This window comes from Peribacillus sp. BM1, assembly GCF_056679975.1.
Genome location: NZ_CM155259.1, coordinates 3762700 through 3780149, shown reverse-complemented (window position 1 = coordinate 3780149; position 17450 = coordinate 3762700). Strand labels below are relative to the sequence as shown.

The 17450-nt window shown below is 38.1% G+C and carries 12 protein-coding genes and 2 riboswitches; of the genes, 10 read left to right on the top strand and 2 right to left on the bottom strand.

The genetic code is table 11. The features are described from left to right. Nucleotides 1-208: 208 nt before the first annotated feature. Nucleotides 209-296, top strand: a riboswitch (glycine riboswitch). A 3-nt stretch (nucleotides 297-299) separates the two neighbouring features. Continuing rightward, nucleotides 300-386, top strand: a riboswitch (glycine riboswitch). Nucleotides 387-575: 189 nt separating this feature from the next. The 9 genes from gcvT (at nucleotide 576) to AC1MGI_RS18100 (ending at nucleotide 13214) form a co-directional block, all read left to right on the top strand. Continuing rightward, complete coding sequence (gcvT, locus tag AC1MGI_RS18140; RefSeq protein ID WP_480346781.1) at nucleotides 576-1685, top strand: glycine cleavage system aminomethyltransferase GcvT; 1110 nt, start codon at nucleotides 576-578, stop codon at nucleotides 1683-1685. Nucleotides 1686-1698: 13 nt separating this feature from the next. After that, nucleotides 1699-3048, top strand: a complete 1350-nt coding sequence (gene gcvPA / locus AC1MGI_RS18135) for an aminomethyl-transferring glycine dehydrogenase subunit GcvPA (protein WP_480346780.1) — start codon at nucleotides 1699-1701, stop codon at nucleotides 3046-3048. After that, nucleotides 3041-4498, top strand: coding sequence for an aminomethyl-transferring glycine dehydrogenase subunit GcvPB (gene gcvPB / locus AC1MGI_RS18130; RefSeq protein ID WP_480346778.1), 1458 nt, complete (start codon nucleotides 3041-3043; stop codon nucleotides 4496-4498). The genes gcvPA and gcvPB overlap by 8 nt, the downstream gene beginning before the upstream one ends. 728 nt (nucleotides 4499-5226) lie before the next feature. Continuing rightward, nucleotides 5227-6246: a zinc-binding alcohol dehydrogenase family protein gene (locus AC1MGI_RS18125; protein ID WP_480346776.1), complete on the top strand. Its 1020-nt coding sequence runs from the start codon at nucleotides 5227-5229 to the stop codon at nucleotides 6244-6246. A gap of 614 nt (nucleotides 6247-6860) precedes the next feature. Continuing rightward, nucleotides 6861-8414: a gluconokinase gene (gene gntK / locus AC1MGI_RS18120; RefSeq protein WP_062178078.1), complete on the top strand. Its 1554-nt coding sequence runs from the start codon at nucleotides 6861-6863 to the stop codon at nucleotides 8412-8414. 48 nt (nucleotides 8415-8462) lie between these two features. Continuing rightward, entirely contained in the window at nucleotides 8463-9812 is a 1350-nt protein-coding gene (locus tag AC1MGI_RS18115) for a gluconate:H+ symporter (RefSeq protein ID WP_480346773.1), read from the top strand. 762 nt (nucleotides 9813-10574) lie between these two features. Further along, on the top strand, nucleotides 10575-11255 hold the full coding sequence (locus AC1MGI_RS18110; protein WP_480346771.1) for a GntR family transcriptional regulator: 681 nt from the start codon (nucleotides 10575-10577) through the stop codon (nucleotides 11253-11255). 174 nt (nucleotides 11256-11429) lie between these two features. After that, on the top strand, nucleotides 11430-12446 hold the full coding sequence (locus AC1MGI_RS18105; RefSeq protein ID WP_480346769.1) for a zinc-dependent alcohol dehydrogenase: 1017 nt from the start codon (nucleotides 11430-11432) through the stop codon (nucleotides 12444-12446). 18 nt (nucleotides 12447-12464) lie between these two features. Then, nucleotides 12465-13214 (top strand): SDR family oxidoreductase, encoded by a 750-nt coding sequence (locus AC1MGI_RS18100; RefSeq protein WP_403070162.1) that lies wholly within the window; start codon nucleotides 12465-12467, stop codon nucleotides 13212-13214. A gap of 524 nt (nucleotides 13215-13738) precedes the next feature. On the opposite strand, the gene AC1MGI_RS18095 is transcribed toward AC1MGI_RS18100, so the two are convergent. Continuing rightward, nucleotides 13739-14149 (bottom strand): rhodanese-like domain-containing protein, encoded by a 411-nt coding sequence (locus tag AC1MGI_RS18095; protein WP_062178093.1) that lies wholly within the window; start codon nucleotides 14147-14149, stop codon nucleotides 13739-13741. Nucleotides 14150-14504: 355 nt separating this feature from the next. Here AC1MGI_RS18095 and AC1MGI_RS18090 point away from each other — a divergent pair, with 355 nt between their 5' ends. Then, entirely contained in the window at nucleotides 14505-15341 is an 837-nt protein-coding gene (locus AC1MGI_RS18090; protein WP_480346767.1) for a lipoate--protein ligase family protein, read from the top strand. A gap of 305 nt (nucleotides 15342-15646) precedes the next feature. Here the strand turns inward: AC1MGI_RS18090 and AC1MGI_RS18085 are convergent, their stop codons facing one another. Beyond that, entirely contained in the window at nucleotides 15647-17374 is a 1728-nt protein-coding gene (locus AC1MGI_RS18085) for a glycosyltransferase (RefSeq protein ID WP_480346765.1), read from the bottom strand. Between the last annotated feature and the right edge of the window lie 76 nt (nucleotides 17375-17450).

Sequence of the window (17450 nt, the reverse complement as noted above, 5' to 3'; positions counted from 1 at the left end):
AATTTTGAAATTTTCTATTAATAAATATGATTTTTATTTGAAAGACTTCCACTGTTTGAATTACTATAGTAGTAACAGAATTCTAGGTGTTTGGCGAAAGTAGCCTCTTTTTCTGTGAAATAAAGATTGTGTAAAGTTGGCAAAGTCCGTCTTAGTTGTTCAACCCTTATTTACATAGTATGTTCAAAAAAGACAATATTATATGCGGATGAAGGCTGGGGGAGAGACTACTTTTGTAGCGCCGAAGGAGCAAGCTTAGCAGCGAATCTCTCAGGCAAAAGAACCCTTGTTGGACGCAACTCTGGAGAGTGTCTAAAAGCAGAAGCTTTTAAGACCACCAAAGGGGAAAGCCTTTTAAAGGTAAACTTTCAGGTTTCAGGACAGAGAAATAGCTCAGGAGGAGCTTCTCTGTCCTTTTTTCTATGGAAAAGGGGCGGGGCTTCTAAAAAATCAGCTGCGCACCGTCACCTTCATAAGGTGATACAATTTGAGAACCTGAACCTTTTCCATCGATTTAGTTTTAGAGCAGGCGCTCATGGATGTTTTTATGCTCTAAGAATATGAGGAGGCGTAGTATGACTGAATTAAAAAGAACACCATTATTTACGATTTACGCCGATTATGGTGGTAAAACGATTGACTTTGGTGGCTGGGAGCTACCAGTCCAGTTTTCTAGTATTAAAGAAGAACATGAAGCAGTACGTACAAAAGCAGGCTTGTTCGATGTCTCTCATATGGGGGAGTTTGTTGTAAAAGGTGAAGGAAGCACGGACTTTTTACAAAGAATGATTACGAACGATATTCTCAAGCTTGAAGTAGGGCATGCGCAATATGCCGCATTGTGCTATGAAAATGGTGGAGTTGTCGATGATTTAATTATTTACAAGAAAGCGAAAAATGACTATTTATTAGTCGTGAATGCTGGCAATATTGAGAAGGATTTCAATTGGTTGCATGATCACTTGATTGAAAATGTTGAACTGACAAATATCTCAAATGAAGTTGCTTTGCTTGCTCTTCAAGGTCCGGCTGCTGAAAAAGTCCTTCAGAAATTAGCTGTAAACACGAGTTTGAGTGAGATTGACTTTTTTGCTTTCAAAGAAAATGTGGAACTTAATGGAGTCACGGCTCTCGTCGTATCACGCACAGGTTATACAGGGGAAGATGGCTTTGAAATGTATTGTAATAACGAAGACGCAAAAACTCTCTGGAAAGAAATTCTCAAAGCAGGTAAGGATGAAGGCGTTCAACCAATTGGTCTAGGTGCTCGTGATACCCTCCGGTTCGAGGCGAAGCTTCCGTTATACGGTCAAGAGTTAACACCTGATATTTCGCCAATTGAAGCAGGAATTGGTTTTGCGGTTAAAGTTGACAAAGAGGCTGATTTCATCGGCAAGTCTGTTCTTGCCGAGCAAAAAGAACATGGTGCACCGCGCAAGCTTGTCGGTATCGAAATGATCGAACGCGGCATACCACGTCATGGTTATTCTGTTTACTATGGTTCTGAATTGATTGGCGAAGTGACAACTGGGACACAATCGCCGACATTGAAGAAAAACGTCGGTCTTGCCTTATTGAAAAAAGAGTTTACAGGGATTGGAACAGAAGTTGAAGTTGAAATCCGTTCCAAACGCGTGAAAGCCATAGTGGCTAAGACACCATTTTATAAACGACCAAGAGGATGAGGGGGAGAAATTCATGACTAAACATCGCTATTTACCGATGACTGACCAAGATCAAAAGGAAATGTTAGCCGCAATTGGAGTTTCTACTATAGATGAGCTATTCAGTGATATTCCACAGAGCGTACGTTTCCAAGGTGAATACAAGATTAAACCTGCTAAATCAGAACCAGCTCTTTTAAAAGAGCTTACTAAATTGGCTGGGAAAAACGCCGATGCAAAGCGCTATGCTTCTTTTCTAGGTGCTGGTGTATACGATCATTATCAACCAATTATCGTTGACCATGTGATTTCTCGTTCTGAGTTTTATACAGCGTATACCCCTTATCAGCCGGAAATATCTCAAGGAGAGCTTCAAGCAATCTTTGAATTTCAAACGATGATTTGTGAATTGACTGGTATGGATGTTGCTAATTCTTCTATGTATGATGGTGGAACTGCTCTTGCTGAGGCAGCGATGCTAAGTAGCGGGCATACAAAACGTAAGAAAATCTTGATTTCTAGTACGGTTCATCCTGAGTCTCGTGATGTTGTAAAGTCGTATGCGTTGGGACAGCGTGTTGAAGTAGTGGAAATTCCATATCGTGATGGTGTAACCGATTTGGCTGCACTGCAAGAATTAATCAGCGACGATATTGCAGGAGTCATCGTTCAATATCCAAATTTCTTTGGGCGTATTGAGCCTTTAAAGGAGATTGAAAAAATCGTTCATGAACAAAAAGCGATGTTTATTGTCTCAAGTAATCCCTTAGCGTTAGGCGCCCTAACCCCACCTGGAAAACTAGGCGCAGATATTGTTGCTGGAGATGCTCAACCATTTGGAATTCCTGCAGCATTTGGTGGACCACATTGCGGGTATTTTGCAGTAACGAATAAATTATTGCGTAAAGTACCAGGTAGACTTGTCGGGCAGACCGTTGATGAAGATGGCAAGCGTGGCTTTGTATTAACGCTTCAAGCTCGGGAACAGCATATTCGTCGTGATAAAGCAACTTCTAATATTTGTTCGAACCAGGCACTGAATGCTCTCGCTGCTTCCGTAGCTATGACAGCACTCGGGAAAAAGGGTGTAAAGGAAATGGCTGTACAAAACATCCAAAAAGCTCATTATGCGAAAAAAGCTTTGCAAGCTAAAGGAATCGAAGTCGTGTTCGAAGGTCCTTCGTTTAACGAATTCGTGATTAAGCTTCCAGCATCGTATCGTGAAATCAATGATCAATTGTTTGCCAAAGACATAATTGGCGGCTATCATCTAGGTTTAACGTACCCAGAACTTCAAGATCACATGCTTGTAGCCGTGACAGAGTTGAGAACAAAAGAAGAAATTGATGCATTTGTACAAGAATTGGGGGATAGCCATGAATAATCAGGATCAACCATTAGTTTTTGAAATGAGTACCGAAGGACGTATCGGTTATAGTCTACCAGAAATGGACATAGAAGCTATCTCACTTGAAGAACTGCTTCCAACTGACTATATTCGCGTTGAGGAAGCGGAATTGCCAGAAGTATCTGAGCTTGATATTATGCGCCATTACACGGCACTTTCACATCGCAATCATGGTGTGGATTCAGGTTTTTATCCACTCGGTTCTTGTACGATGAAATATAATCCGAAAATTAACGAAAATGTAGCTCGAATTGCCGGTTTCGCCCATATTCACCCGCTTCAAGATGCCAGCACTGTGCAAGGTGCGCTTGAGCTCATGTATGATCTTCAAGAACATCTTGTGGAAATTACGGGAATGGATCAAGTCACACTACAACCAGCTGCAGGGGCGCACGGTGAGTGGACTGGATTAATGATGATTCGCGCGTACCATGAAGCAAACGGAGATACGAAACGTACGAAAGTCATTGTCCCAGATTCTGCCCATGGAACAAATCCAGCTTCTGCAACTGTTGCTGGGTTTGAAACGATCACAGTCAAATCGGATGAATTCGGTTTGGTTGATCTTGAGGATTTAAAACGCGTAGTAGGTGATGATACAGCAGCACTCATGCTAACGAATCCAAATACATTAGGATTGTTTGAAGAGAATATTTTAGAAATGGCTAAAGTTGTCCATGAAGCAGGTGGGAAACTGTATTATGATGGTGCGAACTTAAATGCTGTACTTTCCAAAGCGCGTCCTGGTGATATGGGCTTCGATGTTGTGCATTTAAATCTGCACAAAACGTTTACCGGTCCACATGGCGGCGGCGGCCCAGGTTCTGGACCAGTTGGCGTCAAGCAAGACTTAATCCCGTATTTGCCTAAACCTGTGCTTATTAAAAAAGATGGTCAATATACGTTTGAATATGACGTACCTCAATCGATCGGCCGTGTTAAGCCATTTTACGGTAACTTCGGCATTAATGTTAGAGCGTACACATATATCCGCTCAATGGGGCCGGATGGCTTGAAGGCCGTGACAGAGAATGCGGTTCTAAATGCAAACTATATGATGAGAAGGCTCGCTGAGTACTATGACCTGCCATACGATAAGCATTGCAAACATGAATTCGTATTAAGCGGCAGACGCCAAAAGAAACTAGGCGTGCGTACGCTCGATATTGCCAAAAGATTGTTGGATTTCGGCTATCATCCGCCGACCATCTATTTCCCATTGAATGTTGAGGAATGTATGATGATCGAACCAACTGAAACAGAATCAAAAGAAACCTTAGATTCATTCATTGAGGCGATGATCCAAATTGCCAAGGAAACAGAAGAAAATCCAGAAATCGTTCAAGAAGCACCACATACGACAGTAATCAAACGTCTGGATGAAACACTAGCAGCCCGCAAACCAATATTGCGTTATCAATCGTAGCAGTTAATTAGGAGGGTCTGACCTCACACTCTATACACCGTTTATCGTGTCATATTCACAGTTTAAACGATATATAGTAGATGTGGGATCTGACCCTTTCCGTTTTGAATACCATCTTTTTCTGTTTTCTAGAGGTATAGGTATCTCTGCTCATTACTTTACTTGAAACAGGAAAATGGAAGGAAATAAACCTAGACAATACGGTAAATAGCGAGCAGAATAGAAAAGATGGTTCTTACCCTAATTCAAATAATCATTGAATAGTCTCTTAAGAGGTTGTTCAAAAAATCCGGTAAAAAACTTCAAAGCTCATTAATGACCTTCTGTTAAAACTGCGCACGTCCTGTGCAAGTCCGGTCCTCACGTATTACTCCATACGCGAAAGGTCTCGCGAGATGCGCTCCTCGAACTTCTCGGCTCTTTTGATCCTCTTTTTTGAACACTCACTATTAGGAATAAAAACTTTACCGTATAGTTCTTCTTCATAATTTCTCCAACATTCTTTTATTAAATAAGGTTTCCATGAAGTAATAATTATCAATTGACGAGGAAAAACTTAAATGATATTGTGTAAAAGAATAATTTGTTTATTAAACAAATTAAATGAAATGACTTTTGAAAGGGCTATCAACTTGAGAAGGAAATTTTAAGAGATCATTCATATTTTTGTTCATGCACGATTAATGTTTCTAGCATTTATAAAATTTTTTTTAGTAGGAGAGAAGATAATGAAAGCTGTAATGATTCCAGAAGCACATAAAATTGAAGTGTTGGATGTACCTCAACCAGAAATTAAACAAGGCAATGAGGTCCTAGTGAAAATTAAACGAGTAGGTATCTGTGGTTCAGATATGCATATTTACCACGGTACGAATCCTCTTGCTACATACCCACGGATTGTCGGACATGAAGTGACTGGTGAAGTTATCGAAATTGGTTCTACTGTTAATGGATTAGCAGTCGGTGACCATGTTGTTATTGAACCAATTAGCTATTGTGGTACATGTTATGCATGTAGAAGTGGAAGACCGAATGTTTGTAAAGAGGTATCGGTTTTCGGTGTTCATGAAGATGGTGGTATGAGAGAAATTGTAGTCCTGCCAGAAAAACAATTACACAAAGTTGATCCAGAAATCGCTTGGGATGAAGCAGTAATGGCTGAACCATATACAATTGGCGCCCAAGCTACATGGAGAGGGAATGTGAAAGAAGGAAATACTGTATTTATTCAAGGTGCAGGGCCAATCGGTATTTGTGTTTTAAAAATGGCTAAGCTAAATGGAGCAACCGTCATTATTTCAGATATTACGAATAAACGATTGGAATTTGCTAAAGAAAATGGTGCAGACTACACGATCAATCCTACTGAAGTTGACTTAGAAAGTAAAATCTATGAAATTACCAACAACGAAGGGGCAAATATTGTTATTGATGCAGTGGGTACACCACAAACATTTGAATTAAGTGTTAATGTAGCTTCTGCTGCTGGTAATGTGGTTACATTAGGTTTCAATGAGAAACCGTCTTCTATCGCTCTATTGCCGATTACGAAAAAAGAATTAACGATTACGGGTTCTAGACTTCAAACCAATCAATTTGGAAAAGTTGTAAAATTGATCAATGAAAAGAAATTAACGCATGATGGTTTAATTACGCATAAATTTCATATCAGTGAAGCAAAAGAAGCATTTGAATTTGTAGAAAAAAACCCTGAGAAAGTTAGAAAAGCTGTCATTATTTTTGACTAAGAAATGAGGAAGGGTAACCTTCTCTAGCTGTCGAGAACCCCTCGGCGGCTTCTATTTTTTTACCTATCGTTTATCACTGTGTACATGTGAAAATGTGCACAAGTGGAAGTAGTTTATCAAAAATCGATCCATACTTCGTTCAAGGTCTTTTAAAATATTGGCTGATTTTTACAGCTGATCACATGTGAAAAAATATGAAATAAAGGGTTTACATTAACAAAAATGTATTATAGTATACTTGTATACAAGTGAGTTTGGAAATGAAATCGTTTTAAAAGAGTTAATTGCCAAAAGTGGTAAAGCTGAATATTATTTCTGTTTACTTTGGTAGCGTCACCATATTTTAGAATAATGAAAATGATGTAGAGCAAAGATTACAGATCAAGTATTAATCGTCTATGTAATCAAACATAATAGATTACTAAACATGTGGTCAAAATGACAGCTGATGCTGGCATGCATAAATCTATTAATGAGACGACGGTTTATTGATGAACTAAGAAGAATTTTATCAAGAAGCAATTATCAGAAAAATAGTGAATTAGTTATTCGAAAATTTTCACTTTATTAAAAATAATAAATCACAAGGATTGTTAGGAAAGGCGAGAATAAAAATGGACAATAACAAGTATATGCTTGGTGTAGATGTAGGAACAACGAGTACGAAAGCAGTTTTGTTTCGTGAAACAGGTGAAATTATCGCTCAAGAAAACAATGGCTATCAATTATACACGCCAAATGTTTCAACAGCAGAGCAAGATCCAGAAGAGATTTTTGATGCGGTCGTACGGTCTATTCGGAATGTCATGCAGAAATCAAAAATTGATCCTAAAGATTTATCATTTCTTTCTTTTAGTACTGCTATGCATGGGGTTATCGCGATGGACGAATTTGATAAACCTTTAACACGTTGCATAACATGGGCAGATAATCAAAGTGAAGAGTGGGCAAAGAAAATAAAACGTGAACTTAACGGTCATGAAATTTATTTACGAACTGGGACACCGATTCATCCAATGTCTCCTTTAAGTAAAATTGCCTGGTTAACACATGATCGCCCGGAAATTGCAAGCAAAACAAAAAAATACATAGGGATTAAAGAATACTTATTTCACAAGTTTTTCGGCGAATATGTAGTCGATCATTCGCTTGCCTCATCAATGGGATTATTAAATCTTAAAAAACTAGACTGGGATGAAGAAGCGTTAGAAGTAGCGGGGATTACAGCCGATAAATTATCAACTCTCGTTTCTACTACTAAAGTTATGACTGGTTGTCATCAAAATCTAGCTCAAGAGCTGGGCATTTTAGAAACGACACCTTTTGTTCTCGGAGCAAGTGATGGTGTTTTATCTAATATTGGCGTCAATGCAATAAAAGGGGGTGAAGTAGCAATAACTATTGGAACGAGTGGGGCAATTCGTACGGTGATTCCGAAACCACAGACCGATCCAAAAGGCCGGATTTTTTGCTATGCTTTAACTGAAAACCACTGGGTAATTGGTGGTCCAGTCAATAACGGTGGGATGATCTTACGTTGGATAAGAGATGAATTTGCTGCAAGTGAAGTTGAAACGGCGAAACGATTAGGGATTGACCCATATGAAGTACTAACACGTATTGCAAGTCGAGTTAGACCTGGAGCCAATGGTCTTTTATTTCATCCGTTTTTATCGGGGGAACGTGCACCATTATGGAATTCAGATGTTCGTGGTTCCTTCTTCGGGTTAACTTTAAGTCATAAAAAGGAACATATGGTTAGAGCAGCTCTAGAAGGCGTTATTTTTAATCTCTATTCTGTATATTTAGCTTTAGTAGAGGCAATGGATGAGCCTGTTACAAGTATTAAAGCAACAGGTGGATTTGCCAGATCGGATGTTTGGCGTCAAATGATGGCTGATATTTTTGATCAAAAAGTTATCATACCAGAAAGTTATGAGTCTTCTTGTTTAGGTGCTTGTATCTTAGGTTTATATGGACTTGGTAAAATTGAAGATTTTGATGTGGTCGAACAATTAATTGGACAAACACATGAACATAAACCTAATCCTGATCATGTGAAGGAATATCGTAAATTAATGCCTATTTTTATTAATGTTGCTCGTACATTAGAAAAAGAATATGAGCAAATTGCCATGTATCAAAGAAGCATAGATGGAGAGTTTTAATAAGTCTTGTATTAGTAAAAATAACATAGTTAGTAGGGAGAAAGAGATATGCCATTAGTCATTGTCGCATTGGGGATTATTGTTTTACTAGTATTAATTATGAAATTCAATATGAATACTTTTATTTCATTAGTTGTTGTTTCATTCTTAATTGCTTTAGCTCTAGGTATGCCAATCAGTGAGATTGTTGCATCCGTTCAACACGGGTTGGGGAACACTTTAGGTGGTATCGCCTTAGTCTTTGGGCTAGGAGCGATCCTTGGTAAATTCATTGCAGATGCTGGGGGAGCCCAACGTATTGCCATGACATTAATTGATAAGTTTGGCGAGAAGAAAATTCAATGGGCTGTTGTAGCAGCTGGATTCATTCTAGGTATTGCTTTATTCTTTGAAGTAGGTCTCGTCTTATTAATTCCAATTGTTTATCAAATTTCGAAACATTTAAAAATATCGTTTTTATGGTTAGGGATGCCAATGGCGACTGCATTATCAGTAACCCATGCATTCTTACCACCACACCCAGGTCCGACTGTTATTGCTCAAGAATTTGGAGCGAACGTAGGACTAGTATTAGTTTACGGTTTCATTATTGCGATTCCAACAGTAATTATAGCTGGTCCTTTATTTACAAAATTCGCAAGAAAATTTGTACCATCGGCTTTTGAAAAAGAACCTACAGGAAGTATGGCTTCCATTGGTAACGCAAAGCAATTTAAAATAGAAGATACACCAGGGTTTGGTATCAGTGCTTTCACAGCGTTATTCCCAGTTATTTTGATGGCATTTTCAACGATCGTTACGTTATTTCAAGATGCGTTGAATTTACCAACATTATTTATTGATATCGTCAAAATGATTGGTGCACCAACTACAGTTATGTTACTTTCTGTATTACTTGCAATCTATACGATGGGTGTAGCACGAAAAATTTCAATGAAACAACTGATGCAATCTGCAGAAGCTTCGATTGCATCCATCGGTATGATGTTACTTATTCTAGGTGCTGGTGGTTCCCTTAAGCAAGTTTTAATCGATGGTGGCGTTGGTGATTATGTTGCTGTCCTGTTTGATGGTAGTACAATATCACCAATCATATTGGCTTGGCTGATTGCTGCTGTAATTAGACTTGCCCAAGGATCTGCGACAGTAGCAGCGTTAACGACAGCTGGACTGGTTATTCCGATGATGGCAGGTACAGATGTTAACTTGGAATTAATGGTGCTAGCAACAGGTGCAGGTAGTATCATTGCTTCACACGTAAATGATACTGGTTTCTGGATTGTTAAGGAGTCCTTTGGCTTAACAATGAAAGAGACATTCGCTACTTGGACAGTACTTGAAACACTAATTTCTGTATGTGGTCTTGTATTTGTTTTACTTCTTAGTTTATTTGTTTAAGGTAAGACGTCCTTTTTTACAAAGTGTAATCGGTTTATTGAGCAAAAAGGATAGCGCTTAAATTAGCGAATAGTAGGAATAGTGACGACTCTTATCATGTAATCATAAATGGTATGTAAAATAGTATTATGGATGACGATGACTGTTTACGCACAGTTTCATGAAGGTACAGTGGGGAGTACCTACATATGAACAAGTAAATGGAGAAGGGCGTTTCAAACAGCGGAAACAAAAGTGGATGGGGATTTTGTTCGATGATGAATAAAGGAATTAAATATATAGTACTAGTTGTTTAAAAGTGAGAATCTAATTTTTTCATAAACTTCATCAGTTGAAAAAGGGTTTTAGGGTCAGACCACATATCTACTATACTATCGTTTAATGAAGTGTCGTTAACACGATAAACGGTATATAGAGTGTGAGGTCTGACCTTTTTTCTGTGGAAAAGGGGCGGAGCTTCGCAAAATCAGCTCCGCACCGCCACCTTCATCAGGTGATACAGTTTGAGATCCTGAACCTTTTTCATCGTAGGGTTTGGGTCAGACGCTCATGGTTGTTTTCTATAAAATATTTCATTCTCTTGATAGAATTGGACAAGTTTGGCTGACTTCTAGTGCCAAATCGTTTTTTGCGAATCGATTATATAATTCAGAAAATAGTTAAATGTCAAAATGAAACTGTTTACAATTGGCAATATTTATAATAAAATGTACTTGTATACAAGTACACAACTTATTTTCATAGGAGAGTGATCTATATATAATGAATTATCCTACATCTTGGTTAACGGGCGTGTCGATTGGCGAGAAGATAGCCTGTGAAGTGCGACTAAAAATTATTAGGGGAGATATTGTTGTAGGATCAGTTTTGTCTGAAAATCACTTGGCACAAGAATTTAGTGCTAGTCGCTCACCAGTGAGAGACGCATTACGCGTACTTGCGAATGAAGGTCTGATCCGCTTGGAAAGAATGGGGGCGGTTGTATTAGGCTTAAGTAAAAAGGATATGGAAGAGTTGTATGATGTTCGGATTTTAATTGAGACATATTTACTTAAAGCTTTAAGTAAAACAGATCCAACGAATTTAAGTCTGGAACTAACAAAAGTGATAGACAAGATGACTTTGGCGATGGAACATCGAAATTCGATTGACTTTTCTTATCAGGACTTATATTTTCATGAATTAATCGTCATTGAATCAAAGCATAAACGATTATTGAGAGTCTGGTATAGTTTAAAGCCGGTAGTTTTGACAGCGCTACTCGTTGCGACAACAAAGCGATTTGAAAAGGATTTTGATGAGATCCAATTATTAATAGACAAGCATAGATTAATGATTGATGCGCTCCTTTCACAGGATGATCATTTAATCGAACAGACATTACTCGAACATTTCCAAGATACGAGAACAACGGTCTATGATTCTTTAATGAATGAAAGATGATTTACAATAATAAAAAACTCCTTGAGCATCTGATTTAAAGCCCAACGGTGAAAAAAGTACAGGTTCTAAAAATTGCATCACCTTTATGAAGGTGGTGGTGCGGAGCTGATTTTGCGAAGCCCCGCCCCTTTCCACAGAAAATAAGAACGCTTAATAGGGGAGAGTCGATTAAGTATGAAAGCTGGTTTGTATCTATCTGAAAAAAAAGTAAGCATTGGAGAATTAGCAAAACCTGTTATTAAGGAAAATGAAGCTCTTATTAAAGTAGCTTATGCTGGTATTTGTGGAACAGATATGATGATTTATTCAGGTAAACACCCACGGGCAAAAGCTCCACTCGCAATGGGGCATGAATTTAGTGGAATGATCGAAGAGATCAATGGCGAAACTCCGTTTAATATCGGTGATCGCGTTGTCATCGAACCGACGATCAGCTGTGGGAAATGTGACGCTTGTTTATCAGGGAATTCACATGTTTGTAGAACGTTACAATTAATCGGGATTGATTCACATGGAGGGTTTGCCGAATACGTGGCTGTACCGCTACACCGTTTACATAAAGTACCGAATTCGTTATCCGATATACATGCGGCATTAGCAGAACCAGTTGCGGTAGGCATCCATACTGTCCGACGTTCTAACGTTAAAGTGGGGGATACTGTAGTTGTATTAGGGGCAGGTCCAATTGGTTTATTAATTGCTCTAACGGCGAAATTGGCTGGAGCAGGTAAAATATTTATTTCTGATATTAGTCCATACCGATTAGGTAAGGCCGAAGAAATGGGATTTATCGCTCTTGACGGTAAAAAAGTAGATGTAGTCGAGCACGTGAAAGAGGCTACGAATGGTGTAGGTGCAGATGTCGTTTTTGAAGTAGCCGGCACAAGCGTAACGGTTGAACAAATGCTTCATGTTTGTCGTACACAAGGACAAATTGTCGTCGTAAGTGTCTTTAAACAGCCGCCAACAGTTGATCTAGCAGCGATGCATTTCCGCGAATTATCTTTGACAACGACTAGATGTTACAGTTCAGCAGATTTTGCCATGGCTGTAAGTATGATGGCAAGCGGACAAATTGATGTGACGCCGCTGATTTCACACGAACTGCCATTAGAGGAAATTGAAAAAGGATTTGAATTAATGACTAACCCAGAAGATTCATTAAAAGTATTATTTCGACCACATGCATAATAATGGAGGGAAAAGAACATGTTTCGATTAGATGGTAAAGTTGCCGCGATTACAGGTGCCACAAGAGGGATAGGTAGAAAAATGGCTTTAGCTTTAGCAGAAGCAGGAGCTACAGTAGCCTTACTTCAAAGGAATACGAGTGATGATACTGTACAAAAAGAGATTGAAGCATTGGGACAAAAAAGTGTCATCATCCCGTGTGATTTGGGAAATCAGGCACAAGTGAAAGCGGCGATTCCGACTGTTGTCAAGGAACTTGGTCAAATTGATATTCTAGTCAATAATGCAGGTATTCAACGAAGATCTCCTTCTGTTTCATTCTCTGAAACAGATTGGGATGACGTAATCAACGTGAATTTAAAATGTGTATGGCTGTTATGTCAGGAAGCCGGTAAATTCATGGTACCTCAAGGTAAAGGGAAGATTATTAATATGGCTTCTTTATTATCCTTTCAAGGAGGTTTAACCGTTCCTGCCTATGCTGCAGCGAAAGGCGGAGTGGCACAATTAACGAAAGCATTAGCCAATGAATGGGCGAAAGAAAATGTCAATGTCAATGCCATTGTTCCTGGCTATATTGCGACAGATATGAATGAAGCATTATTACAAGATGAAACAAGAAATCGCCAAATTCTAGAGCGAATTCCAGCAGGTCGATGGGGACAGGCAGAGGATTTTATGGGATCTGTAGTCTTCTTGGCATCTGATGCATCGAATTACATTCACGGTCATTTATTAGTAGTTGACGGCGGTTGGATGGGAAGATAAAGTGAAACTTCCGTTAGCGATGGGCTTTTGCTAACGGTTAGTTGAACCAATCGGGCATTTACGGACAGTGTTATTATTCAAATTCTTCAATTTTTTCTATATAAAATCTTAAAATGAAGGTTTTACTGTCCGTTAATGCGGGATAAGTTGAGTTATGTAAAGTGAAAAATGATTGTGATGTTGTTTCAATATTTTTCTTTACTTTCGTTGTCTAATCTACCTTATTGCCTTTACCTCAATAAAGCATATTATAAAGCTGGATTGAAAGGAATGTCTTAACGAAACTATAAGTGAAAACTGAACTACCGTCAGGAAAAAGGGGGATGATTTAATAAAAATCATCCCCCTTTTTTCTTGCCTCGCTCTTTACAAGACCACTTTAATAAACCAGCTAAAGTTCAAATTGAAAGGTAAGTTGCCGATAGTTATTTGTTAAATTCCCCTCATATCTACTCGAAATGTCATATCATCAGGAATACATCAGTTTTTCCTAATTAAAAAAAGAACCCATACAAGATGGATTCTTATTTGCCTGTTCTAATTTTTCCAGTCCACTGTTTAAATCCGCCTTTTAATTGGTAGATGTCCGTGTACCCTTTTTTGCGTAATATTTGAGCAGCTTTTCCGCTACGCATACTGTTTTGGCAGTATAAATAAATAGGCTTGTCTTTACGTAATTCTGTAAGGCGCGTCTTAACTTGTGTTAAAGGGATGTTTCTTGCACCTAGTATATGACCGCCCTCGTATTCATTCGGTTCGCGAACGTCAAAAAGTTGTGCTTTACGATATCCTTCAATAAATTCTTCCTGGCTAAGCGGTTTAACCGCACGACGCTGACTGAAAAAATTGAAGAGTGCGTAAGCAAGAAGTGCAATAAGTATAACGAGTGATATAATCCAACTCACGGTAAAACTCCTTTCTAGACTAAGCAACATATAGAGGTTATTCAAAAAGTCCGGTAAAAAAGCTTGCGAAGTGCTTCAAAGCTCTGTCTCTCCAGTCCTCACGCAGTACTGTATACGCGCAGGTCCTCTCGAGATGTGCTCCTTGAACTTCTCGGCTCTTTTTATCCTCCTTTTTGAACACGCACATATAGACATTACTTATTATATAATTGAAACGAGACTTAATCAAAAGATTTTTCCTGAAATGGCAGGAATGTTTGTTAAAGTTGAATTTCTTTTGATATTTGGTAAATTTTGATACAATCATACGGTATGGATGAGCATTCTATTATATGTCTTTCCTATTATTCAATAGAGAATGACAGATGTACTATGGGAGGATTTTATGGGAAAGCAAACGTGGGCATTTATTGATTCAGGAAACAGCACACCAGCGTTTAATATGGCATTGGATGAAGCGCTGTTGAATTGGCATAGTAATGGGGAGATTCCACCAGTCGTAAGGTTTTACGGTTGGAATCCGGCAACTTTATCGATCGGCTATTTCCAAAGAGCGGAAAAAGAAATAAACATAGCAGAGGTAAAGAGACAAGGACTAGGCTTTATACGCAGACCTACAGGGGGCAGGGCTGTTTTACACGAACATGAACTTACATATAGTGTAATTGTGAGCGAAGAATATCCAGACATGCCCAAAAATGTGACAGAAGCATATCGAGTAATCTCAGAAGGGATTCTAATGGGTTTCAGAAATCTTGGACTAGATGCCTATTTTGCCGTACCGTCTACTGAAAAGGAAAAAGCAGCATTGAAGGAACCTAGAACTTCGGTTTGCTTTGATGCACCAAGCTGGTATGAGCTTGTCGTTGAAGGCAGGAAAGTAGCGGGAAGTGCCCAGACGAGACAAAAGGGAGTCATCTTGCAGCACGGATCGATCTTGCTCGATATGGATGATGAGAAACTGTTTAGTCTTTTTAATTTTCCAAATGAACGAGTGAAGGAACGGATGATGAAAAGCTTTAAAAATAAAGCTGTTGCCATCAATGACTTACACACAAGAAAAATAAGCTTAGATGAGGCAAAGGATGCTTTTCACAAAGGGTTTGCTACTGGTTTGAATATTAATCTTGAGCCTCTCATCCTAACAAAAGACCAAGAAAAAGAAGTAACTAACTTAGCGCAAGATAAATATGAAGCAGATGAATGGAACTTTATGAGATAAGACGAAACATCGGATTAAAAAAATGGCCTATGGTTTGTCACCAGTTTACTCGCAATATTTTCAATCAATGACTTCTCCATAGGATTCACATTGATAATGTGGGTTTTCTATAACGAAAGGTCAGCCCCGCAACCACAATATACAGTTCACATTAAACGTAAGTACCACTATGAACTGTGTATAGAGTGCGTAGTCTGACCCTTTTGGTCTCTCATTATTTATTACCAGTTGTACGTGAACAAGGGCTTACTTATTTGATCCAAATCTGTTCTATCTCTCAGGTTTTGAGCTTTTTTAGATTCTCATTAATGACTATAAAGTTCTTCGAAAGAATCGGCAAGAGCGTACCAATGCTGTGCTTTTATTTCATTTAATTGTTCCGTAATTCTTTTTGACAACATACTGTCGCTCACATGGAATTTTGTTAGTGGTTTACTATTTTTTAGGTTTTCGACTATCTTAAATAGCATCTTCTGGTAGGTTTCTTTAAATTCTCTATATTTTTGTGGATGTTTTTCACATAATTCATTATATTGTGAGACCACATAATGAATTTGGACGAAATTAAGGGGCTTATGTTCTAATGCTAATGCCAGCACATCAAAGTTAGGGGATTTTTCCATGAATTTATATAAATTACCCATTGCCTCAGGAAAATTATTTGAAGATGTTGGGTGCTCCTGATGATAGCAAAATGTTGAAGGATCAATTATGAAGCGAGCACCATCTTTATAAAAACGATAGCCAAGTTCCCAATCCTCTGCCCCATAACCAAGAAATGATTCATCAAAATACCCAACTTTATCAAGCTGTTCTTTGCTGACTGATACATCTCCTGTTAAAAAGGCAATATAAGGTAGTGTATAATCACTTAAATCCATTCCAAATTGATCTAATCCATTCGTTAGCACCTGAGTAAAATACCAGTTTGAAAAGGATAAATTTTTAAAGCGATTTTCATCAATGTCTTTTTTGGTGATAAGAGGGAATGACATGTTGGAAGTGTGATGATTTTTTTTATATTCCTTATAGGGAAAAATAAAATAAGGATCGCGTGGAACAAAGTCATCAATATGTTCCCATTGCTGCCTATTGAAGTTAGAAGTTAAAAAAGTATAGATCCCTCGATAGTGCATGGCACCAGTTACTACTACATTTTTATCATGTACGTGGTGTTTATAATGATTTTCAACGAAATCAGGTTCTGTTAGCATTTCTCCATCGAGGAAGATAATGACTTCTCCCTCTGAAAGTTTGATCCCTAAGTTACGGGCACGCGATCGACCTTGATTTATGAAAGGTCGAACATATTTAAATTTAAAAGGAGGATCAAATTCATTAGGAATTCTAGCCGTTTGGTCATTGGAACAATCGTCTATTAAGATTACCTCGAATCCAGAGAAATCAAAGGTTTGTTTTAACAAGCAATAAAGCGACAATGAAACATATTCATATTTATTAAATGAAGGCATAATAATACTTACTTTTATGTTATTCAGTTCTTTATTTTTGACAATTAATTCGTAGTTCTCAACTTGCTGGCTATTATTTAGTGACTTGATCTCAACTTGCTGGCTAATATCTAGTGGCTCGTTCTCAAGCTGCTGATTATTTTCTAGCGTCTCGATTTCAAAATGCTGATTATTTTCTAGCGTCTCGATTTCAAGCTGCTGATTATTTTCTAGCGTCTCGATTTCAAGCTGCTGATTATTTTCTAGCGTCTCGATTTCAAACTGCTGATTATTTTCTAGCGTCTCGATTTCAAACTGCTGATTATTTTCTAGTGTCTCGATTTCAAGCTGCTGATTATTTTCTAGCGTCTCGATTTCAACTTGCTGCCTATTTTCTAGCGTTCCGATTTCAACTTGTCGTCTTTTTACTAATTGCTTGTTATCAACTATTTGTCTATTTCCTAACGGCTTATATGCAATTTGTTGTTCTTTTATTAGCTTCGTGTTTCCAATCGCTGGCTTTTTTACTACCTCATTGTGTATAAATATATTCTTATTTGTTTTTTTGTTAGCATTCCCCATTTTTGCTTTTTCCTCCCACATCAACTGAATAATAATATAGAGTATGAATCATTTCTTATTTTGATATTGGACTAAT

What these genes read in the sequence shown, in the direction of transcription:
- gcvT (WP_480346781.1), top strand. Translation starts at nt 576, where the DNA reads ATGACTGAATTAAAAAGAACACCATTATTTACGATTTACGCCGATTAT.
- gcvPA (WP_480346780.1), top strand. Translation starts at nt 1,699, where the DNA reads ATGACTAAACATCGCTATTTACCGATGACTGACCAAGATCAAAAGGAA.
- gcvPB (WP_480346778.1), top strand. Translation starts at nt 3,041, where the DNA reads ATGAATAATCAGGATCAACCATTAGTTTTTGAAATGAGTACCGAAGGA.
- AC1MGI_RS18125 (WP_480346776.1), top strand. Translation starts at nt 5,227, where the DNA reads ATGAAAGCTGTAATGATTCCAGAAGCACATAAAATTGAAGTGTTGGAT.
- gntK (WP_062178078.1), top strand. Translation starts at nt 6,861, where the DNA reads ATGGACAATAACAAGTATATGCTTGGTGTAGATGTAGGAACAACGAGT.
- AC1MGI_RS18115 (WP_480346773.1), top strand. Translation starts at nt 8,463, where the DNA reads ATGCCATTAGTCATTGTCGCATTGGGGATTATTGTTTTACTAGTATTA.
- AC1MGI_RS18110 (WP_480346771.1), top strand. Translation starts at nt 10,575, where the DNA reads ATGAATTATCCTACATCTTGGTTAACGGGCGTGTCGATTGGCGAGAAG.
- AC1MGI_RS18105 (WP_480346769.1), top strand. Translation starts at nt 11,430, where the DNA reads ATGAAAGCTGGTTTGTATCTATCTGAAAAAAAAGTAAGCATTGGAGAA.
- AC1MGI_RS18100 (WP_403070162.1), top strand. Translation starts at nt 12,465, where the DNA reads ATGTTTCGATTAGATGGTAAAGTTGCCGCGATTACAGGTGCCACAAGA.
- AC1MGI_RS18095 (WP_062178093.1), bottom strand. Translation starts at nt 14,149, where the DNA reads ATGTTGCTTAGTCTAGAAAGGAGTTTTACCGTGAGTTGGATTATATCA.
- AC1MGI_RS18090 (WP_480346767.1), top strand. Translation starts at nt 14,505, where the DNA reads ATGGGAAAGCAAACGTGGGCATTTATTGATTCAGGAAACAGCACACCA.
- AC1MGI_RS18085 (WP_480346765.1), bottom strand. Translation starts at nt 17,374, where the DNA reads ATGGGGAATGCTAACAAAAAAACAAATAAGAATATATTTATACACAAT.